At 71.8% G+C, this 20,251-nt stretch carries 14 protein-coding genes; 6 read left to right on the top strand and 8 right to left on the bottom strand.

Going from position 1 to position 20,251, the window contains the following annotated elements; genetic code table 11:
* Nucleotides 1-15 precede the first annotated feature (15 nt).
* Genes EL340_RS13085 through EL340_RS13065 form a run of 5 tightly spaced genes read left to right on the top strand, consistent with a single transcriptional unit; the run spans nucleotide 16 to nucleotide 8,369 of the window.
* Complete coding sequence (locus EL340_RS13085) at nucleotides 16-981, top strand: AAA family ATPase (protein ID WP_126414984.1); 966 nt, start codon at nucleotides 16-18, stop codon at nucleotides 979-981.
* Between the two features lie 5 nt (nucleotides 982-986).
* A complete protein-coding gene (locus EL340_RS13075) occupies nucleotides 987-2,378 on the top strand; it encodes a DUF58 domain-containing protein (RefSeq protein WP_197722315.1) in 1,392 nt (463 codons plus the stop codon).
* Complete coding sequence (locus EL340_RS15590; protein ID WP_232023093.1) at nucleotides 2,375-2,701, top strand: hypothetical protein; 327 nt, start codon at nucleotides 2,375-2,377, stop codon at nucleotides 2,699-2,701. Before EL340_RS13075 ends, EL340_RS15590 begins: the two co-directional genes overlap by 4 nt.
* Before the next feature lie 5 nt (nucleotides 2,702-2,706).
* On the top strand, nucleotides 2,707-4,944 hold the full coding sequence (locus tag EL340_RS13070; RefSeq protein ID WP_232023092.1) for a transglutaminase-like domain-containing protein: 2,238 nt from the start codon (nucleotides 2,707-2,709) through the stop codon (nucleotides 4,942-4,944).
* On the top strand, nucleotides 4,941-8,369 hold the full coding sequence (locus EL340_RS13065; RefSeq protein ID WP_126414982.1) for an RDD family protein: 3,429 nt from the start codon (nucleotides 4,941-4,943) through the stop codon (nucleotides 8,367-8,369). The genes EL340_RS13070 and EL340_RS13065 overlap by 4 nt, the downstream gene beginning before the upstream one ends.
* A gap of 123 nt (nucleotides 8,370-8,492) precedes the next feature.
* Here EL340_RS13065 and EL340_RS13060 read toward each other — a convergent pair whose 3' ends face one another.
* The 3 genes from EL340_RS13060 to EL340_RS13050 are packed head-to-tail and all read right to left on the bottom strand — an operon-like array spanning nucleotide 8,493 to nucleotide 12,909.
* A complete protein-coding gene (locus tag EL340_RS13060) occupies nucleotides 8,493-9,959 on the bottom strand; it encodes a serine/threonine-protein kinase (RefSeq protein ID WP_126414981.1) in 1,467 nt (488 codons plus the stop codon).
* The gene (locus EL340_RS13055; RefSeq protein ID WP_232023091.1) at nucleotides 9,959-12,334 is read right to left on the bottom strand and encodes an FHA domain-containing protein; all 2,376 of its coding nucleotides are present in this window, start codon (nucleotides 12,332-12,334) and stop codon (nucleotides 9,959-9,961) included. Before EL340_RS13055 ends, EL340_RS13060 begins: the two co-directional genes overlap by 1 nt.
* A gap of 8 nt (nucleotides 12,335-12,342) precedes the next feature.
* Nucleotides 12,343-12,909: an FHA domain-containing protein gene (locus EL340_RS13050; protein ID WP_232023317.1), complete on the bottom strand. Its 567-nt coding sequence runs from the start codon at nucleotides 12,907-12,909 to the stop codon at nucleotides 12,343-12,345.
* 244 nt (nucleotides 12,910-13,153) lie between these two features.
* Here EL340_RS13050 and EL340_RS13045 point away from each other — a divergent pair, with 244 nt between their 5' ends.
* Nucleotides 13,154-13,699 carry a hypothetical protein gene (locus EL340_RS13045; protein ID WP_009404882.1) on the top strand — a complete coding sequence of 182 codons (546 nt, stop codon included), beginning with the start codon at nucleotides 13,154-13,156 and terminating at the stop codon, nucleotides 13,697-13,699.
* 145 nt (nucleotides 13,700-13,844) lie between these two features.
* Here the strand turns inward: EL340_RS13045 and EL340_RS13040 are convergent, their stop codons facing one another.
* From EL340_RS13040 to EL340_RS13020, 5 genes are all read right to left on the bottom strand, one after another.
* Nucleotides 13,845-15,755: an ABC-F family ATP-binding cassette domain-containing protein gene (locus EL340_RS13040; RefSeq protein WP_126414980.1), complete on the bottom strand. Its 1,911-nt coding sequence runs from the start codon at nucleotides 15,753-15,755 to the stop codon at nucleotides 13,845-13,847.
* Complete coding sequence (locus EL340_RS13035) at nucleotides 15,755-16,762, bottom strand: 4-(cytidine 5'-diphospho)-2-C-methyl-D-erythritol kinase (RefSeq protein ID WP_126414979.1); 1,008 nt, start codon at nucleotides 16,760-16,762, stop codon at nucleotides 15,755-15,757. Before EL340_RS13035 ends, EL340_RS13040 begins: the two co-directional genes overlap by 1 nt.
* Nucleotides 16,759-17,856, bottom strand: a complete 1,098-nt coding sequence (gene rsmA, locus EL340_RS13030) for a 16S rRNA (adenine(1518)-N(6)/adenine(1519)-N(6))-dimethyltransferase RsmA (RefSeq protein ID WP_126414978.1) — start codon at nucleotides 17,854-17,856, stop codon at nucleotides 16,759-16,761. The genes EL340_RS13035 and rsmA overlap by 4 nt, the downstream gene beginning before the upstream one ends.
* A gap of 168 nt (nucleotides 17,857-18,024) precedes the next feature.
* A complete protein-coding gene (locus tag EL340_RS13025; protein WP_126414977.1) occupies nucleotides 18,025-18,891 on the bottom strand; it encodes a resuscitation-promoting factor in 867 nt (288 codons plus the stop codon).
* A gap of 196 nt (nucleotides 18,892-19,087) precedes the next feature.
* The gene (locus EL340_RS13020; RefSeq protein WP_126414976.1) at nucleotides 19,088-20,083 is read right to left on the bottom strand and encodes a G5 domain-containing protein; all 996 of its coding nucleotides are present in this window, start codon (nucleotides 20,081-20,083) and stop codon (nucleotides 19,088-19,090) included.
* Nucleotides 20,084-20,251: the final 168 nt, after the last annotated feature.

Raw genomic sequence — 20,251 nt, 5'->3', positions numbered from 1 at the left:
AGGATCATTGATTCCATGCCGATGACCCCCGAGAACGCGACATGGTTCGCTGACGCCTTCTCCACCATTGTCAACAACGTCGGTCAGGCGCTGCTCGACAAGGAAGACGTGATCAAGCTGGCCCTGACCACCATGCTCTCCGAGGGCCACCTCCTGCTCGAGGACGCCCCCGGCACCGGTAAGACCGCCCTGGCCCGGGCCCTGGCGGCCTCGGTGCAGGGGACGCACTCGCGCATCCAGTTCACCCCCGACCTGCTGCCCAGCGACATCACGGGTGTGACGATCTATGACCAGAAGACCGGCTCGTGGGACTTCCACGCCGGCCCGATCTTCTCCTCGATCGTCCTGGCCGACGAGATCAACCGGGCCAGCCCCAAGACCCAGTCGGCCCTCCTGGAGGTCATGGAGGAGTCCCAGGTGACGGTCGACGGCGTGCGCCACACGACCGAGCGGCCCTTCATGGTCATCGCCACCCAGAACCCCATCGAACAGGCCGGCACCTACCGCCTGCCCGAGGCCCAGCTCGACCGCTTCCTCATGAAGGCCTCCGTGGGCTACCCCAACCGGGAGGCGCTCACCCGGATCCTGTCCAGCTCGGCCCACCCCGACCGCTCCAAGAGCCTGTCCGCGGTGGTGGCCTCCTCCGTGGTGGCCTCCATGGCCGACCTGGCCGCCACCAACCACATCGAGAACTCGGTGCTGGACTACATCGGCGCCCTGGTCGAGGCCACGCGCGCCGCCGAGGAGACCCGCATGGGCGTGTCCACCCGTGGCGCCATCGGGATGGCCCGGGCCGCCCGCGTGTGGGCCGCCGCCCAGGGCCGCAGCTTCGTCCTGCCCGACGACATCAAGGACCTGGCCGAGGTCGTGTGGGCCCACCGTCTGGTCATGGACCCCGACGCCGAGTTCACCGGCGCCACGGCCTCCGGCGTCATCACCGCCGCCCTGGCCCAGGTCCCCGCACCCACGACCCGCGATTGAGCCGCATGCCGCCTCGCACGACGTCGCCGAGCTCTGCCCGCCAGGCCCGCCCAGGGTCCGCGGGCCGGGCCGGCTCCTCCTCCCCCTCCACCGCGCCGTCCCCGAGGTCCTCGGGAGCGTCGCCGTCCGCAGCCTCCCCGGCATCGGCGGCCTCCGCCGTGTCGTCGGCGTCCGCGAGCGCCGCCCTGACCGCCAGACCGGCACGGTCCCGGCTGATCGACGCCGTCGCCGCGGTGCTGCGGCCGCTGCGCTGGCTGCTGCACACCATCACCCCGATCGGATGGGGAAGCCTGGTGCTGCTCGCGGCCTGCGGGCTGACCGGTGCCGTCATGGGCTGGCAGGAGGCCTGGAGCGCCGCGATCGTCGTCGGCATCGTCGTGGTGACCGCCTGGCTGTGGCTCATCCCCCGCGGCGGCTACTCGGTCAACCACAACCTGCTCGAACCCCGCGTCACCGTGGGCGACCACGCCCTCATCCGCCTGACCGTCACCAACCCGCGCCCCCGGCCGCTGCTGCCCTCGCGCATGGAGATGCCGGTGGGTCCGGGGCGCGCCGTCTTCGTCGTCCCCACCCTGACCCCCCGGGCCGTCCACGAGCGCGGCTTCGTCCTGCCGACCCAGCGTCGCGGCATCGTCACCGTGGGCCCGGTCCTGGCGGTCCAGCGCGACCCGGTGGGGCTGCTCCAGCGCGAGCGCTCCCTGACCACGCCGCAGCACATCCACATCCACCCGCGCACCCTGCGCCTGGGGACGGTCCTGCACGGTGTCCTGCGGGACATCGAGGGCGCCGTCACCCAGGACCTGTCCAGCTCCGACGTCGCCTTCCACGCCCTGCGCGACTACGTCCCCGGCGACGACCGGCGCAACGTCCACTGGCGCACCACCGCGCGCACCGGCAGGCTCATGGTGCGTCAGTTCGAGGAGACGCGTCGTTCCAGCCTGCTCGTCCTGCTGTCCACCCGTCAGGACGACTACGCCGGTGAGGAGGACTTCGAGACCGCGGTGTCCATCGCCTGCTCCCTGACCATGGACGCGATCCAGGACGGGCGCGAGGTCCGCTTCATCACCCAGATCGGCGCCCTGCCCACCTCCTCCTCCCTGCGGATGCTGGACACGTCCTGCCTGCTGAGCACCGGGGAGGACGATGTCAGCTGCGACCTCCTGGTGCGCCACGCCTGTACGGCGCACCCCGAGGCCTCTATCGTCGTCCTTGTCACCGGTCAGCAGGTCGACCGCGCCACCCTGGCCCGGGCTCGCGGCTTCGCCCCCCTGTCCATGGTGGCCGTCACCCTGCGCGCCGGTCAGCAGGGACTGTCACGTCACCACGCCGGGACGATGCCGGTCGTGGACATGGACCGTCTTGAGCAGCTTCCCACCGCCCTGAGGCGAGCACTATGACCCCGTCGACGACTTCCACCACCTTGCCCCCGCGGACCGCGGACTCTCCGCTCTCCGGCTCCCCCGCCGGAGCGCCGTCCCCGGCCGAGGCCCCCTCGCGCGCCACCGGATGGCCCTCCGCGCGCTCGCCCGAGGCGGCCTCCTCGACGTCGTCGCGCACGCGCAGCCTCTACAGCACCGAGACGACTCGTCCGGCGCGGTCGATCACCGGTGCCGGACCGCTCCTGTCGCGTCCGTCGCGACCGGCGCTGTCGGCCCGCCGCTTCCTGCCCCCAGGCGCGGCGCCAAGCCGCCCACACCGGCGGTCGCCGCCCTGGAGCTGACTCTCATGGCCGGGGTCATCGCCGTCGGCGCGGTCCCCTTCCTGCCGGTCTTCGCCTCCGTGGTCGGCTGCCTGGCCGTCGGCTACGGGGCACTCATCGGCGCCCTGACCGCGATAGTCTGCTCGCGCCTGCGCCTGTCGGTGCTGCCGAGCATGGCCGCCCTGGCGCTGGTGCACGTTCTGGTGGCCCCGTGGCTGCTGACCGACGTCGGCTCCGGGCTCACGGCGGTCAAGACCGTTCTGGCCTCCACGGTCACCGTGTGGCGCGACGCCCTGACCGTGCCGATGCCGCTGAGCTCCTTCAGCGGCATGACGGTGCTGCCGTGGCTGACCGGACTGGTCGTATCGGCCCTGGCGACCCGCCTCATTCTGGCGGGCCGCGAGGTTCTGGCCGGGCTGAGCCTGGTCCTGCTGCCCGTGGTCGGCATCGGCTGGGGCGGCCAGGAGGCCGTGCGCCCCACCGCGCTGGGCGTCCTGTTCGTCACCGGCATCCTGGCCCTGTGGACCTGCGGCTCCCTGCGACAGCGGCGCAGCCGCGTCATCGAGGCCCTGGACCTGAGCTCCTACTCGACGACCTCGGGGACCACCAGCGCCCGCTCCACCGGTGACCTGGGCCGGGCGGCCCTGCGCGGTGCCGTCATCGCCGCCGTGCTGCTCCTGGTCACCTCCCTGGCGGCCATGGCCTTCACCCCCTCCGCCCCCGCCTCCCGGACGGTGGTGCGAGACCTGTTCCAGCCGCCTCTGGACCTGACCGAGTACGCCAGCCCGCTGTCCCTGGTGCGCACCCTGGAGACCGATAAGGCCCACACCCGGCTCATGAAGCCCACCAACCTGCCCTCGGGCGGACGCATCCGCATCGCCGCCATGGACTCCTACGACGGCCTGTCCGCCCACATCGGGCAGAACGACAACGGGCAGTCGCGCTTCGAGCGCATCGGTGACAAGACCCAGCTGACGACGAGCCGGCTCGACGGGCACAAGCAGACCTCCTCACTGACGATCGAGGACTACAGCTTCCCCTGGGTCCCCACCATGCCCGAGACGATCCGCATCGAGTCCTCCGGCCCGCGTCAGTCCGCCCTGCGCGAGGGCATGTACTACGACAAGTTCTCCTCCACGGGGATCGCCACCAGCGGCCTGGCCGAGGGCGACGTCCTCACTGAGAGGGTCGCCCCCTACACCCCGCCCTCCGAGGCCACCCTCAACAAGGCCTCCCTGGCTCAGACCGCGCTGGGGCCGGTTGAGCAGGTGCCGTCGTCGGTGGCCTCCCTGGCCAAGGAGATCGTTGGGGCGGAGTCCAACCCCATCTCTCAGATCCGGGCGCTCCAGCAGCGCCTGCGCACGAGCTACTACTCCGACGGCACCCAGAGCCCCTCCCAGCCGGGGCACGGGGCCGCCCGCATCGCCCAGATGGTGGAGGCCGACTCCCTCATCGGCGACGACGAGCAGTACTCGGTCCTCATGATGCTCATGTGCCGCTCGCTCAACATCCCGGCCCGCGTGGTCATGGGCTTCGACCCGGCCACCGACGGCGATGCCAAGACCGTCACCGGCGAGGACGTCAAGGCGTGGGTGGAGATCCCCTTCGAGGGGCTGGGCTGGGTGTCCTTCGACGTGACCCCGGACCGTGACCAGGTTCCTCAGCAGCAGACCACCCAGAAGGTCTCCAACCCCGAGCCCAATGTCCTCCAGCCCCCGCTGCCCAACGAGGACCCGGCCCAGCTGCCCCCCAACTACGAGGACCCCCAGCGGGACGACCCCGAGGACGACGACAAGGGCGGCCTGCCGACCGCGGTCATCGTCGTCGGCGGCTCCATCCTGGCGGTCGCGGCGATCGTGGGCTCCGTCCTGGGCTGGAAGGCCTGGAGACGCAGTCGCCGGCGCGGCCGCACCGGCGTCGGCAAGGCCCTGGGGGCCTGGGAGGAAATCCTCGACCGAGCCCGAGACCTGGGGCGCGTTCCCGGATGGGGGGCCACACGGCGTGAGGCGGCCGCGCAGCTGGCACCGCACTTCCCGCAGGTCGACCTGCCCCGTTTCGCCGGAGCAGTTGACACCCAGGTCTTCAGCTCTGGGGAGCCCGCGTCGTACGCTCTAGGGGAGTTGTGGGATTCCTCAGACGCGATTGTCCGCTCCATGGGTGCGGAACGCTCACGGCTGGGGCGGGCCATGGCCCGCCTGTCCCCACGCTCCCTTGTCCATCCCGCCGGGAGGCGGTCACGTCGACCCAGGAGGTTGCGGTCATGACGATCACGGCCGGCGCCCGTAGCAGCGCCCCGACCGCTGCGGGACCACCGACGTCCTCTCACTCGTCCGGTGATGCGTCACAAGCCGAGATCGAGAGCACGTACGGCATCGCCCCGGGTGCTCCGGCCGGCGCCGGCGAGTCCGGGGGCTCCCCCCGCTCGCAGGCCTCTGAGCCCTCAGCGCGCACGCCGCACCAGCCCCGTCGGCGGCTCCCCCCGGCCCCGGTCGGGGCGCGCGTCGTCGCCGGGGTGATCGACCTCGTCACCGGGTCGCTTCTGGTCGGGGGCCTGACCACCCTCATCTGGCAGGTGGCGGGCCGCCCGGTCCTGACCAGCGGGCTGATCGCCTTCGGGGTGGTCGTCGTGCTGCGGTGGATCGCCATTGCCGCCACCGGCTGGTCCCTGGGGGGACTGCTGCTCAGGATCCGCATGCTGGGGGCCCGCAACCAGACCCCCTCCCCTCTGGGCTCCTTCCTCCACGCGGACCTCATCCTGGCCGTCAGCATCACCACGCTCGGCCTGGGCACCATCGCTCTCATGCGCACGGCGGCCGCCGATCCCGAGGGCCGCGGCTGGCACGACAAGCTCTCCGGGATGGCGCTGCTCCACACCAGGAGGGCGAGCCGGACCGGCCGGGCCGCCACCCCAGCGACCGGCCCCGTCGGCTACCCCGCGGCCGCACCCGCCACCAGCGATGACGCGCCCGCCGCTTCTCCAGCCGGCTCCGCACCCGGCTCGACCTCGGGCTCACAGGGCGGCCCCGACTCCGCAGCCCCCCAGGACGCCATCGAGCGCGCAGCCGTCTACATCCAGCCCGCTGATCCGGCCGCCACCGCACAGGCCACGACTTCACAGTCCTCTTCGCAGCCCTCCACGGATCAGCCGCATGACGGCTCCCGGCCCCGTCGTCGGCGCTCTGAGAAGGCCGACAGAAGAGCCGACGCACGAGCGGAGAAGAAGAGAGCCTCGAAGCGGGCCTCACGGGCGGTTTCCGCGGACACGCGGGCCGACGAGCAGGCCGCAGATGACGCCGCCGAGGCCACCACCGTGGGCGCCCAGAGCGCCACCGAGGCCGGCATCGTCACCTCTCCCGGCGGGACCGCCCACCCGACGACGTCGGACCCGGTGTCCTCATCGATCCGCCGGCCCAGGCCGGCCCGCCCGGGTCAGCCCGCACGCCACGCCGGCCGAGCCATGGCGGCCGGTTCACCCAGCAGCGCCCCCTCCCGGAGGGCGTCGGCCACAGCGGCCGCCTACACCTCAGCGGTCTCCGGCGGCCCCGTCTCCGCCGACGGTTACGGCGTCATCATGGCCCCCAGGACGGCCGGAACCACACCCCGGACCACGGCCAAGGCCGCCAAGGCGGCGACCGTGTCATCGTCCTCCGCGGCGTCGGCCTCCTCCGCCAGCCCGGCCGTCTCCGACACCGACGCCGCGGCCGTCGCAGCGGCCTCCGCGACCCCCATGGACCCTCAGGCCTCCGCCACGCTGGCCGCTGCCGAGGCCTCCGCCAGATCAGCGGCTCAGCGGCAATCGGCTCCGTCCACCCAGTCCGCGCAGTCCGCCCAGTCCGCACTCTCAGCCGCCGAGGCCGCCCAGAGCGCCGCCGAGGACTCCCCCGCGGCTTCAGCGCCTTCTTCCTCCCAGGCCCCCCAGGCCTCCCAGGCCCCGGACGCCGGGAAGGAGACGAGGACGCAGACCGCGACGGCGGGAACGGCACCGGAGCCGGCGGAGGCGGGCGCAAAGACCGCAGAGGCCTCAGAGACCCCTGAGACCACGGCGACCACGGCTGCCTCCGTGAAGCCGGCCGGCAGGCAGGCAACGGTCAAGCCGTCAGGATCGGGTGGTGCTCCCTCAGCCCCGGCCAAGCAGTCCTCACCGATGGACGCCGAAACCGCTACCCTCGAGGCGGTGGAGGACACACCGGAGTCATCCGGCCCCACCGACGAGCCCGAGACGCCGTCAACCCATGCGCCTCCCTCACCACAGCACCCGGCCGACCAGGCTCCCACGGAAGCGACGACGCCCTCAGCGGAATCCTCCAAAACAACGGCCAATTCCGGGGCCTCCCAGGCCTCATCTTCGCAAGATGCGACACCATCGACACAAGTCCCGCGCTCGAAAGCCACAAAACCCGTAACATCACAGACGATGGAACCACGACACGCCCACTCCCAGCGCTGGAGGATTCAGTCCGGTCACGCCGGCAAGAAGACCTCCGGCTCGTCTGCTGCACCTGCTGAGGATCAGCGAGATCCGGCGTCACAACCCGGTGTTCCTCGCCGCGAGAGCCTCTTCACCTCCGAGCGGCACCGCTTCGCCTCTGGGGCGGGCTCCGCCCCAGAGGTCGCGCACACCTTCGACACCTCCAGCATCCTGCCCTCCGGGGACCGCAACACGCAGGCCCTCATCGACTCGGTGCCCTGGTCCTCGGTCCCCACCTCGGTGGACGCCGCGACGGTGGACTCCCTCCCCGACGGAGTCATCGTCTCCGACGACGGCCTGTCCCGGAGGCCTTCGACGGCCTCGCCCCAGGCGTCCCCGGTGGACCTGACCAACCCCGCCACCGTTCCCGGTGGTGTGCCGGCGTCGTCGGGGAGCACTCACCCGACCGTGCACAGTCACCGCAGCCACGCCCAGCCCACCACCAGCAGCGGCTCGGCGAGCTCGGCGGCCTCGCAGGAGGCGTCACCCCGGCGCTCCCACGCCTCGCACCGCTTCCAGGGGCCGGGGATCCCCTCGCCCGCGGAGGAGCACTCAGCGTCCGGCGAGTCGGGCCGCGAGTCCCACAGCGAGCCTCGCACTGAGTCTCGCAGCGATGCAGCGGCCGCCCAGGCCCCAACCTCACGTCGTGAGCGCCGCGACGCCGCCCAGGCGTCGGCACGGTCCCGGACGAGCACGTCGAGCCGCCTCTCGACCCGTACCGGGCACAGTGCCAGCAGCACGGCCAGCAGCACAGCAGGTAGCGCGACGGGCTCTGCGGCGCCCGGTGCCGCCCACGCAGCCGCCTCTCGGCCCTCCACCCCGCCTCCTGCCGCGAGCGCCCAGACGGCCACGCCGTCGCTGCCGTCGGCCTCCTCGGCCGCTCCGGCCCTGTCGGTGCGCCTCGTCCCCCTGCTGGGCGGCAACCCGATCCTCATCCACGAGCCCACGGTCGTGGGCCGCGACCCCGACAACATCTCGGCATACCCCGGTGCGGAGCGCGTCTCCCTCGATGACCCCACGCGCTCGGTGTCCAAGACGCACGCGGCGATCTTCCCGCTGCTTGACGGGGTGTGGGTCACCGACCTCCACTCCACCAACGGCACCCGGGTGGAGTACCGCGACGGACGCAGCGTCGAGGCCGTTCCGGACAAGGCACTGTCGGCCCTGGAGGGCAGCACGATCTTCTTCGGTCGCATCGCCTTCAAGGTGGAGGTCGTCTGAGCTCGGCCACCACCGCCGGTTCCCTCAAGGAGTTGGGGCCCGCACTCACGTGCGGGCCCCAACTCCTTAACTTCCTTGCTAACTCCTTGCCTCGTCACCTCACTGTCGGGCCGGAGGCCGCCCTCAGGGCGTGTCGACGCAGGCGGTCTTGGCCTGGGAGGCCTTGCCGTCGGAGCGCACCGCAGTGACCTCCAGGCAGGTGCGCCCCTCCTGGGCCTCGACGACGACCTCGTTGGTGCGGATGGAGTCCACCTCGGTCTCCTCGTCGGGCAGCTTGACCCGGTAGAGGTAGCTGCCGGTCCAGCCCGTCTCCGGCTCGCCCCAGGTGAACCGCACCGTGCCGTCGCCGAGCGGCTCGCCCTCGATGTCGCCCACCATCGGCACTGATGCCTGCAACGGGTTAGCGCCCGGCTGCGGGGCGATGGTGGCGATGGGGTTGTCGGGCTTCTTCCTCGTGTCCTGGTTCCGGGAGAAGACGATCGCGACGATGACGGCCGCGACCATGGCCACAACCAGCAGGGCGGTCAGGACGGTCCTCATCCGGTTCGGGCGGCCCGAGTCGCCGCCCTCCGAGCCCGACGACGAGTGCTCGTCGTCGCCGTCGGGATCCACTCGCATGGCGATGTGCTCGCTAGTGACATCGACCTGGTTGAAGACGCCCAGCTTGGTGGCGGTGTCGTTCTCATCGGAGCTGGGTCGCCGCGCGGTCTTCGCGGCCTTGTCCGGCTCCTGGAACAGGTCGACGGTGGTGATCGGCAGGTCGAGCTCGGCCTGGACCTGCTGGAGCGCCCGGGCGAAGGCCAGCGCCGTCGGGTAGCGCGAGTCCGGGTTCTTGTCCATGGCCACCGACAGCACGCGGTGCAGGGACGGTGGAGCGTCCTGCCGACCCAGTGGGGGCAAAGGGTCCTTGACGATGCGGCGGGAGAGCTCATAGACGTCCGGGATGCCGTCGGTCTCGAAGGGGCTGCGCCCCGTGAGCATCGCGAAGGTCGTCGCCCCCAGGGAGTAGATGTCGGAGGCCGGGTTGGCCGAGCGCATCCCGACCAGCTGCTCGGGAGGCGCCCAGGGCACACTCATCCCCCGCAGCTCCTCGGAGGCCTCCGGGCCGCTCATGGCGGAGATACCGAAGTCCGAGAGCACCGGGCGGCGGTAGGTGGTGAACAGAATGTTCGCGGGCTTGATGTCCCGGTGGACGATGCCGGCCCGGTGGGCGGTCTCCACCGCTCCGGCGATCTGGATCGCCGTCGACAGGGTCTCAGCGACGTTGAGAGGACCCTGGCGCAGGATGGCGCCCAGCTGCGGCGGCGGACAGTACTCCATGACCAGGAAGGGGTGGCCATCGGCGGAGACGCCCGCGCCGTAGATGGACAGGATGGCCGGGTGGGAGGAGACCCGCGCCATGAGGTTCGCCTCCGACTCGAAGCGGGAGGCGGTCTTGTCCTCGACGTCGGCGTTCATGACCTTGACCGCGACCTCGCGGCGGGGCATGTGCTGCTCGAAGAGGTAGACCGTGGAGTAGCCTCCCGCTCCGAGTCTCTCCAGGTAGGTGAACCCAGAGATAACCGGAGGCGGTCCCTTGTGATCCAGCATCAGGGGAGGTTCTCAAAGGCGAGGGTCTGGCCGTCGCCGAGGTCGAGGACGTCTCCGCTGCGCAGGAGCACCGGGGTTGCCGAGGACAGGCGCACAGGCGCCTCGTTCTGGCGGTTGAGAACAGTGCCATTGCAGTTGCCCAGGTCCTGGGCCAGCACGCTCCACGCATCCAGGTCAATGAGGATGTGGTTGCGCGAGACGAGCTGGTTGGGGCTGGCGACGGTCAGCGGACGGAGGGGCACCTCCGCGACGCTGGTGATGTCGTCGGCCACAGGGTTGCGACCCACCAGGAGGGGACGGTTGAGCTCGATGCTCTCGCCGCCGGAGGTGACCACGCGCCCCAGAGGGGGGCAGGCCACCGACTTGGCCGGACGGTTGAGCTCGGCTCCGCAGACGCGACACACGGTGTAGTTCGTGGGGTTGGGGTGGCCCTGCGGGCACACCGCCGACAGCACGATCCGGATGGCGTCGGGTTCACCGGGAGAGCTCGCCGAGGCCGGTGACGCCGGGCTGGAGGGCCCGGAGCCCACGAGGGAGACGAGCTCGCCCACAAGGTCCTCGGGCAGACCGTTGATGGTCTGTCCGTCATGGTCGCCGCGGCCGAGGTCCCCGGTGGAGGGCTCGCCGGCGGGGGGCTGCACGAGCTCGATCACCGTCTCAGCCGCAGCGGCGGATCCGGCGGAGGGGGCCGACTGACTCGGCTCCAGGGGGCCGAGCCCCTGGTTGAGCAGCTCGGCACGCAGCTCCTGGGAGAGGTCCTCGGGCAGACCGTTGATGGTCTGTCCGTCATGGTCCCCGGAGCGGACGGGCTCGTCCTCGGCATGCGCCTGCGCGGCGGCCTCGGCGACCGCAGTGGCCTCCGCGACCACGGCGGCCTCAGCGGCCTGGGCAGGCACGAAGTCGGCCGGGGTCGCAGCGACCTCGGTGACCTCGACGGCAGCGTCCTTGATACCAGCAGCCTCAAGATCCTCGCTCGACGGGGGTGGCGGGGGCGGGATCATGGCCTCTGCCTCCGAAGCGGAGGGGATCGGCAGGGCCGGGATATCGAAGACGGGGGCGATCAACAGGTCCTCGTCGGATGTCTCCGGTGAGGACGGGGTGGCGACCTCGGCAGCCTCAGGAGACTGGGCGTCCAGGGTCACGACGGGAGCCTCGAAGGGCTCGGCACTGTGGGCGCTGTGGGCGCTACCGGCGCTGTGAGCCGAGCCGACGCTCTGGTCGGACTGCTCATCCACCCGAGCATCCACCTCGACGGCCTCGACGGCCTGCACGCTCTCGGCGGGCTCCGCGGGAGGCTCGGCCGACGCAGTCGACTCGGGCGAACCGATCACCTCAGCCGAACCGATCACCTCAGCCACCTCGGTGGACTCGGCGACCTCAGTGACCTCAGTGGCCTCGGCGACGTCGGTGACGTCGGTGACGTCAGTGACCGTGGTGGCCTCGGTGAGGCCGGCGACGACCGCCAGCAGGTCGGCGGGCCCATTGGACTCGGCGAGCGGGAGAGCCCCTTCGGGAGCACCCGAGACCTCGGCGGAGGCCGCGGACTGATCCGCCTCAGGAGCCTCGATGGACGCGGCGAGCTCGGCGCCGTCAAGGGCCTGCTGCTCGGCGTTGTCCTGCGCGATCTCAATGAGGTCGTCGACGACGTCGGCAGAGCTGCCGGCCTGGGCAGGCGCCCCTTCAGATGAGTCGTCCTGCTCCGAGCGGTCCGACGAGGCGGACTGACGGCGCGAGGAACGGCGCGATGCCCGACGGGAGGTCCGAGAGGACCTCACAGCGGCAGCGGGCGATCCGGCGGAACCGGCGGAGATGGCGAAGTAGTCAGGACCGGCCGGGTCAGGGTCATCGTCGTCGGAGTCACCGGACCCCTTCGACGATGCACGGCTGGGGGACGGGGTCCCGCTCGACTTCTCGGATCCGCGCAGCACCAGGTGGCCGGTGCTCACGACGGCGTCGACCGCAGGGCGACGCACCTGACCGGCGCCGTCGGGCGCGCTGACGATGACCGAGTTGGGGGCGGTCACCGTCGTCTCGAACCAGGTGGTGACCGCGGAGGCGTCCAGCGCCTTGCCGTCGACCTCCATCTGCGGGGCACCGCGCAGCGCCACGTGGAAGACGTCCTCGGGCGCCGAGACGGCGAGCACGAAGTCCGGGATCGCACCCAGACGTCCGCCCATCCCCATCACCAGCTCATCCAGGGCCCGCGTCAGCGAGGCCTCCTCACTACGCAGCAGCCGCCACAGGCGCTCGGTGAGGTCCTGCGGCACCGACGGGGGCAGGATCATCACAGCACGTGGCGTGACCACGCCTGTCCACGAACCCTCGGTCCACCAGACCTCGTTGTTCGCGCTGCTGTTCGGGCTGTTTGTCATCATATTTCTCCTCAACGGACGATACAGACACCGTCACCCAAGTATGCCTGCCGTCCCCGGTGCACGTGTTCCGGTCGACCCGGTGAGAGTCGATGGACCCCCTCCTCGTCCTCGATGTGGGTGCCGTTGGTCGACCCCAGATCTGTGACGAGCACCCCATCGGAAGCGGGGACGAACAGCGCATGGGTCTTGGACACGGAGTCCTCCGACCGGAGCACCGCAACGAGCTGAGCGTCCGGGTGGGACTCGATCGGGGCCGGTCGACGCCCCAGGACAATCGGCCCCAGAACAGGGATTACTGAGCCCTCAACCACCAGGGAGCAGGTCGACACCGAGGTCGGTCTGGCACTGAGGAGGACCGTCCCGGCCAGCCTGTCGAACCAGGTGCGCTGTTCAGCACGCCATAGTGAGAGGATCCACAAAATCAGGGGGGCCAACCCTGCGGTTGCCACCAAAGAGAGCCCCAAAAATGCGACGTAAATCACCGCAGAACGACCGGGAGGTCCATTGGGGTCCGTCACCTTCCGAAGTCGGACCCCTGTCACCAGACCCCCGGGTGTGGCGCCGGTTATCGCCATCATGGCAGTCATCACAGCAATAAGCAGCACAACCGCCCCAACAGCGAATAAGATTCCACAGCAGCGCTCCGTGACGGCACAGAGTGCGATGATGAGCCCGGCATCCACCAGCACGCGGACCACACGGCGGCGGGCGGATGCAGGCATAATTGTCGTATGTCGCTCTCGGGTCCTCATAGGACAGACATGGTAGGCGCCCAGTCCACTGCCTCGCAGTCAGACGAGGTCTCGGAAGGAGCACACAGTGCAGATCGCGGTCACGCCTGATCCCCAGCGATGGGTGATCATCCCGCCCTTCCCACCTCCGGGATGGGCACGGGAGGAGGCGAGGCACCGCAGTGCCCACCTGGGAGTGACCGGGCCTCAGTGGCGCTCCGAGCTGGAGTCCCTGCTCAATGAGCTGCAGGCCATGGAGCGTCAGGGGCGCTTCGCCCGTCTCATGCACATCGACGACGTCGCTCATCCTCCCTTCGTCATCGACCTCAGCCTGGAGATCGCCAAGGATGACGGGTCCAAGGAGGGGCGCCGGGCCACTCAGCGTCAGATCGTCGCCGCGCTCCTGCCCGAGGCCGAGCTGGTGCGCCTGCGGCCAGGACCGGACATGGTGGGCTTCTCCGCCTTCTACGAGTCCAACGGCCCCACCCAGGGCGTCGTCGTCCTGCGTCTGGCGGGACTGCCCACTGTCCCGGTGGACCTGGTGATGCGCCTGTGGGGCGCCGCCGCCGAGGACATCGCCCCCAACCTGGAGCATCTCGTCGAGCTGGCCCGTCAGGTCGCCCCCGTCGTCTAAGCGGCCTCAGGCCTCACCGATCATGCGCACCGAGGCGGGATCGCCGCCAGGATCACCGCAGCCCACTCCCATCCCCTTCCGTCCCGCTTCTCTTCCCCGCCCCGCCCCATCCAGTCCTCCGCAAGGTCACGGTGACCGCGCCGCCTCAGGACTCCAGCATCTCCGCGGCCTCGAGCCACTGCTCCTCCAGCTCGGCGTGGGCCGCCTGGGCGGCCACGAGCTCGCGGCCGAGCTCGGCGAGCTCCCCCACCCGAGCCGGATCGGCCGAGACCTCCTCCATGCGCACGTGCAGCGCGGCGACGGCCTGGGCCGAGCGCTCCATCCTCCGCTCGATGCGTCCCAGGGCCTTCCTGGCCTCATGGCGCCTGGCCCCGCTCGGGGCGCTGCGCTCGGCCCGGGCCTCACCCGCGGAGCGCGTCGTCGCGGAGCCCGCTGAGGCTCCCGAGCCTCGAACCGATTCCGTGGCCTCACGACGCAGCTGCAGGTACTGCTCCACCCCGCCGGGCAGGTCGCGCACGCTGCCGTCCCCCAGCAGGGCCACCTGGTGGTCGGTGACCCGCTCCAGGAGGTAGCGGTCGTGGGAGACGACGACGAGGGTGCCGGGGAAGGAGTCGAGGATGTCCTCGACGGCGGCCAGGGTGTCGGTGTCCAGGTCGTTGGTGGGCTCGTCGAGCAGGAGCACGTTCGGCTCGGTCATGAGCAGGCGCAGGAGCTGAAGACGGCGGCGCTCCCCACCGCTGACCTCGCCGACCCGGGTCCAGGCGCGCTGGCGGGTGAACCCGAGGCGCTCGACGAGCTGGGCGGCGGTCATCTCCCGGTCCCCGACGACGACGCGCTCCCCCACCATGGCCACGGCCTCGACGACGCGCAGGTCCGCGAGCGCGTCGAGCTCGTGGGTGGACTGGGACAGGGTGGCCACCTGGACGGTCTTGCCGCGCACGACGCGGCCGTCGGTGGGCTCCTGGACGCCCTCGAGCAGGCGCAGGAGGGTGGTCTTGCCGGCTCCGTTGACGCCGATGACGCCGACCCGCTCGCCCGGGGCGAGCCTGAGGGTGACGTGGCGCAGGACCTCGCGCTCCGCCGGGGCCCCGGCGGCGTCGGCCTGACCGGCGGAGACCGGGTAGCGCACGGTGACGTCCTCGAGGTCGAGGACCTTCTTGCCCAGGCGGGCGGTGGCCATGGCGGTCAGGGCCACGGTGTCGCGCGGGGGCGGCACGTCGGCGATGAGGGCCTCGGCGGCCTCGATGCGGAAGCGGGGCTTGGAGGTGCGGGCCGGGGCGCCGCGGCGCAGCCAGGCCAGCTCCTTGCGCAGCAGGTTCTCGCGCTTGACGGCGGCCAGGGCGGCCTGGCGGGCGCGCTCGGCCCGGGCCAGGACGTAGGCGGCGTAGCCGCCGTCGTAGGTCTCGATGCGGCCGGCCACCTGGGGGCGCCCGCCGCCGGGGTCGACGCCGGGGACGACCTCCCACACGTTGGTGCAGATGGCGTCCAGGAACCAGCGGTCGTGGGTGACGGTGACCAGGGCGCCGGAGCCCCGTCCGCCGGAGCCGGAGAAGCGGGCCCGGAGGTGGCGGGCCAGCCAGTCCACGCCCTCGACGTCGAGGTGGTTGGTGGGCTCGTCGAGGATGACGACGTCGGCGCGTCGGGTGAGGACCGCTGCCAGGGCGACGCGGCGGCGCTGGCCGCCGGAGAGGGTGGTGACGTCGGCGTCGAGGTCGAGGTCGGCGATGAGTCCGGCGTGGATGTCGCGCACGGCCGGGTCGGAGGCCCACTCGTGCTCGGGGGCCTCGCCGTGGATCGCGGTGCGCACGGTGGCTCCCGGCGGAAGGTCGTCGGCCTGGCTGAGGACGGCCACGCTCACGCCGTTGGTGCGGGTGACGCGTCCGCCGTCGGGCTCGCGCCGGCCGGCCAGGGCCGCCAGGAAGGTCGACTTGCCGGCACCGTTGGGTCCGAGGACCCCCACGCGGGTGCCGTCCTCGAGCCCCAGGGTGACGTCGTCCAGGAGCAGGCGCGAGCCCACGGTCAGGCGCAGGTTCTCCACGCCGAGCAGGTGCGCCATCAGCCCACCACCCGGGCCCCGGCCACGGGGGCGTCGGCGCGCAGGACGTCGGCGACCAGCCCCGAGGCCGTCAGGGCGCGTGAGACCCGCTGGGCGCTGCCGGGGTCCTCGACCAGGGCGGCGATGGTGGGGCCGGATCCGGAGACGATGGCGCGCAGGGCTCCGGCGTCCTCGGCCACGGCGATGACCCGGGCCAGCTCGGGGCGCAGGTCGAGGGCGGCGGCCTGGAGGTCGTTGTGCAGCCAGGCGGCCAGGGCGCGGGGATCGCCGGCGCGCAGGGCCCCGGTGAGGGCCTCGGGCACCTCCCGCACGGCGGGCCCGCCACCGGGACCGGCCGCACCAACACCGGTCAGCTCGTCGAAGCGGCGGAAGACCGCCGGCGTGGACAGCCCCTCCTGGGCCAGGGCGAAGACCCAGTGGTAGGAGCCCCGGGTCATGATCGGGGTGACGAGGTCGCCGCGGCCGCTTCCGACGGCGGTGGCCCCGGTCAGGGGGAAGGGCACGTCGGCCCCGAGGCGGGCGGCCAGGGCTGAGAGCTCTGGCAGGGACAGGCCCGTGCCCCACAGGGCGTTGCAGGCCACGAGGGCGGCGGCGGCGTCGGCCGAGCCTCCGGCCATGCCTCCGGCGACGGGGACGCGCTTGCGCAGGAGGAGGTCGACGCCCTCGCTTACGCCGGTGGTCTCGGCCAGGAGCATGGCGGCCCGCACGGCCAGGTTGGAGTCGTCGGTGGGGACGTCGGCGTCGGGCTCCTCGAGGGTGAGGGTGACGGCGCCGTGGTCCTGGGCGGACTGGCGACGAGCGGTGACGGTCTCGATGAGGCGGACCGCCTGGAACACCGTGGTGAGCGGGTGGTAGCCGTCGTGACCGGGGGCGCCGACGGACAGGAAGAGGTTGACCTTGCCGGGCGCCTCGACGCGCACGGAGCTGGCCGAGCCGCTGCGGGGCGGCGGCATCGAGGGATCGCGGGGACCGGTGGGACCGCCGGGAACGGCGCGCAGATGACTCATGACTGCTCCTGTGAGGTGGCGGGAGGCGTTGGCGCGGCGGTCTCATCGGCGTCGATGGGGTGCAGCGCCTCGGCCAGGGCGGCGAAGGCGGTGATGTCGAGGGTCTCGCCGCGCCGCGCCGGGTCGATGCCGGCGGCGCGCAGGGCGGCCTCGGCGGCTTCGGCCCCTCCGGCGAGCCTGGCCAGGGCCCGGCGCAGGGTCTTGCGCCGCTGGGCGAAGGCGGCGTCGACGACGGCGAAGACCTGCTCCCGAGTGGCTCGCGTGACCGGGGGCCGGCGGCGGACGAGCTCGACGAGGGCGGAGTCGACGTTGGGGACGGGCCAGAAGACGTGCCGGGAGATGGTCAGGGTGCGGCGGGCGGCGGCGTACCAGGCGGCCTTGACGCTGGGGACGCCGTAGGTGCGCGAGCCGGGCTGGGCGGCGAGGCGGTCGGCGACCTCGGCCTGGACCATGACGGTGATGGTCTCCAGGCTGGGCAGGGCCTCCAGGACGGTGAGCAGGACCGGGACGGCCACGTTGTAAGGCAGGTTGGCCACGAGGCGGGTGGGCGGCTGCGCCTCGGCCTGTCCCAGGGACCCGGGGCCGGTGATGCTCAGTGCGTCGGCCGCGATGACGCTGAGGCGGTCGGTGGCCGCGGGCATGCGGTCGGCGACGGTGACGGGCAGCGCCCGGGCCAGGACGGGGTCGATCTCGACGGCGATGACTCGCGCCCCGGTCTCCAGGAGGGCCAGGGTCAGGGATCCCAGGCCCGGACCGATCTCCAGGACCGTGTCACCGGGGCGCACGCCCGCGCTCGTGACGATGCGGCGCACGGTGCCGGCGTCGTGGACGAAGTTCTGCCCCAGGGTCTTGGTGGGGCGGATGCCCAGCGCCTGGGACAGTCCCCGGACCTCGGTGGGGCCCAGGAGTCCGGCGGCCCGTGAGCCCGGCGAGGCGGCGAGCTCCCGAGACTCGTGAGGATCCTCCTGCTGGAGGTCACAGGCGGGGTCGGGTGAGGCCTCAGCGGTGGCCTCGCGGGCTCCTGCAGGGCCGCGCTCGTCCGAGCGGGCGGCTCCTGCCGGGGGCACCTGCGAATCGGGTACCGGCGACGTCATGGGGACACAGTAACCGGCGTCCACCCGTTGTCACTGTGAGATATCTGGGAACACTCCGCATGCTCTCTGATGGCTGATCGGGCTGAGGGCCCGCGCGCGACTGGCGGGTTCCGCTCATGCGCAGCCGCGGCCTCACCTCGAAGCTGCCGCCCGGGGCCTCCGGGCGGCTCAGCCCAGGCCGAGCTTGTCGGAGCAGCCGGGCCACTGCCCCCAGCCGGCCTTCGCCTGGAGCTTCTTGGCCATCTCGGTCTGGGTGGCGGCGTCGGCCTCGTGGGGGTAGCCGGTTCCGCCCAGGGACTGCCAGGTCTCCAGGGTGAACTGGTACATGCCGTAGAAGCCGTTGCCGGTGTTGGTACGCGGGTTGCCGCCGGACTCGCACTGGGCAAGCTTGGCCCAGACGTCGTCGCCGACCTCGCTCTGGGTGCCGTTGCTACTGCCGGATGCGGAACCGCCGGAGTCGCCGGAGGACTCCGACGGCGTCGAGGTGGCGGGCGCCTGCGCCTGGGGCTGGGACTGCTCCTGCTTCTTGGCGCCGGTGCCCACGAGGACGACCTCGTCCACCTTCTGGGTGACGACGACCTGCGCGATCGGGGTGCGGGAGACCTCCTTGCCGTCAACGGTGGTGACCTCGTAGGTGGTGCGCACGACGCCGTCGACCCCCGGGGTGGCCACCTTGGTCTCCCCCTGGGGCAGGTCGCTGCTCTCCTGCTGGGTGGAGCCGTGGGCGTCAGTGGTGTCGACCGTCTCGGTGGTGAGCGTCGAGGTACTCGGCGCGACCGAGACCCCGCTACGACTCCCTTCCGCACCCAGGGCGTCGATGCGCTGGCTCGCCGCGTCGGCGTCGGCCGCCCGACCGTGCTCACCGACGCGCACGGCGGCGTAGGCACCGCCGGAGACGGCGACCGCCAGGGCCAGCGCCGCCAGGCCAGCGCGCAGCGCCATGGCGCGCGTGCTTCTGCGGTCCTCGGTCACCTCCTGCGAGACCGGTGCTTCCGGGTCCTCGGGCAGGGCGTGGCGATGGGTGGTGGGAGTCACGGGGAGACGTCCTTCCGATCGACGGCGGGTGCCACGGTAGTGGAATGACGAAGGTCCTGACAATAAGCCATCTCACTTCAATGTGAGGCGCCTCTCGTCCTCTGCGTGCGCGACGGCGCCCGCCCCCTGAGGGTACGGGCGCCGTCGCGGACCTGGCGGGCACATGCCGACCGTGACGGGCCGGCGGGCCCGAGGCTCAGTACCAGCCGACGGACTCGGAGTGGGCCCAGGCCGAGCAGGGGCTGCCGTAGCGGCCGGAGATGTAGCCCAGACCCCAGGTGATCTGGGTGGTGGGGTTGGTCGCCCAGTCGTCGGCGACCTCGCTCATCTTGGTGCCGGGAAGCGCCTGGGGGATGCCGTAGGCGCCTGAGGAGGCGTTCTCGGCCTGGTAGTTCCAGCTGGACTCGCGGGTCCACAGGCTCTCCAGGCAGGAGAACTGCGAGTCGTCCCAGCCGTAGCCGCTCATCATGGACCGGGCGATGGCCTTGGCGCTCTCGGGGTCGGTCCCCGCGCCGGGGTCGGCGGCCGGGGCGGGCGTGCTGGCGGCGGAGCCATCGTTGCCGCCCTGGGAGGCCTGGGCCTGAGCCTCGGCGGCGGCCTGAGCGGCCGCGGCCTCCTGCTGGGCCTGCTGCGCACCGGTGCCCACGAGGACGACCTCGTCCACCTTCTCGGTGACGACAGCCTGCGCGATCGGGGTGCGGGAGACCTCCTTGCCGTCCTGGGTGGTGACCTCGTAGGTGGTGCGCACCATCCCGTCGACGCCGGGGGTCTCGACCTGGGTCTGCCCGGCGGGCAGAGCGTCGCTCTCCTTCTGCACCGTGCCGTGAATCTGAGGCTCGTCGACGGTGGTGGTGGAGATCTCCGCGCTGGCGACCTTGCCGGTGCCGGGAGTCTCGGTGGCCTTCGCCTGCCCGTCAGACTCACCGCCGATCAGACCGAAGGAGCCGCCCGAGGAGGAGCGTCCCTCGTCATCGTTCGCGGAGATGGCCGCGTAGGCGGCACCGGAGACGGCCAGGGAGAAGGCGGCTGCGGCACCCCCTGCCTTGAAGAGCATGGGGGTCAGGGCGGTCTTGGCAGGGCCCTCGGCGCGGCGGCGGCCGTGGACGCCGGAGGCGGTCCGCTTCTTGGAGGCCATGGAGCCGAGGCCGGAGAGTGTAGTACTCAGGGAGCTGGTCTGGGAGTGACGACCCACGATAGAACTTCCTTCGTTTGACAACTGCATGTCACCGTAACCGATGACCCAGGGGCGTGCCAATGCACCTGCTCACACCCCGGTGGCTTGTGACCGAACCGTGCGAAGGCGCCCTGATTCCGCACTGTCCCCCACCTGAGACGACCCTGGAAGAATGGTGGCAACCTG

The sequence above is a fragment of the Actinomyces viscosus genome, assembly GCF_900637975.1.
Taxonomy (GTDB): Bacteria; Actinomycetota; Actinomycetes; order Actinomycetales; family Actinomycetaceae; genus Actinomyces; species Actinomyces viscosus.
The sequence above is the reverse complement of the archived record's forward strand: the minus strand, read 5'-3'. Positions and strand labels throughout refer to the sequence as shown.

Excerpts from the sequence above, each read along its gene's own strand:
- EL340_RS13085 (WP_126414984.1), top strand. The coding sequence starts at position 16 with ATGCCGATGACCCCCGAGAACGCGACATGGTTCGCTGACGCCTTCTCC.
- EL340_RS13075 (WP_197722315.1), top strand. The coding sequence starts at position 987 with ATGCCGCCTCGCACGACGTCGCCGAGCTCTGCCCGCCAGGCCCGCCCA.
- EL340_RS15590 (WP_232023093.1), top strand. The coding sequence starts at position 2,375 with ATGACCCCGTCGACGACTTCCACCACCTTGCCCCCGCGGACCGCGGAC.
- EL340_RS13070 (WP_232023092.1), top strand. The coding sequence starts at position 2,707 with ATGGCCGGGGTCATCGCCGTCGGCGCGGTCCCCTTCCTGCCGGTCTTC.
- EL340_RS13065 (WP_126414982.1), top strand. The coding sequence starts at position 4,941 with ATGACGATCACGGCCGGCGCCCGTAGCAGCGCCCCGACCGCTGCGGGA.
- EL340_RS13060 (WP_126414981.1), bottom strand. The coding sequence starts at position 9,959 with ATGCTGGATCACAAGGGACCGCCTCCGGTTATCTCTGGGTTCACCTAC.
- EL340_RS13055 (WP_232023091.1), bottom strand. The coding sequence starts at position 12,334 with ATGATGACAAACAGCCCGAACAGCAGCGCGAACAACGAGGTCTGGTGG.
- EL340_RS13050 (WP_232023317.1), bottom strand. The coding sequence starts at position 12,909 with ATGGCGATAACCGGCGCCACACCCGGGGGTCTGGTGACAGGGGTCCGA.
- EL340_RS13040 (WP_126414980.1), bottom strand. The coding sequence starts at position 15,755 with ATGGCGCACCTGCTCGGCGTGGAGAACCTGCGCCTGACCGTGGGCTCG.
- EL340_RS13035 (WP_126414979.1), bottom strand. The coding sequence starts at position 16,762 with ATGAGTCATCTGCGCGCCGTTCCCGGCGGTCCCACCGGTCCCCGCGAT.
- rsmA (WP_126414978.1), bottom strand. The coding sequence starts at position 17,856 with ATGACGTCGCCGGTACCCGATTCGCAGGTGCCCCCGGCAGGAGCCGCC.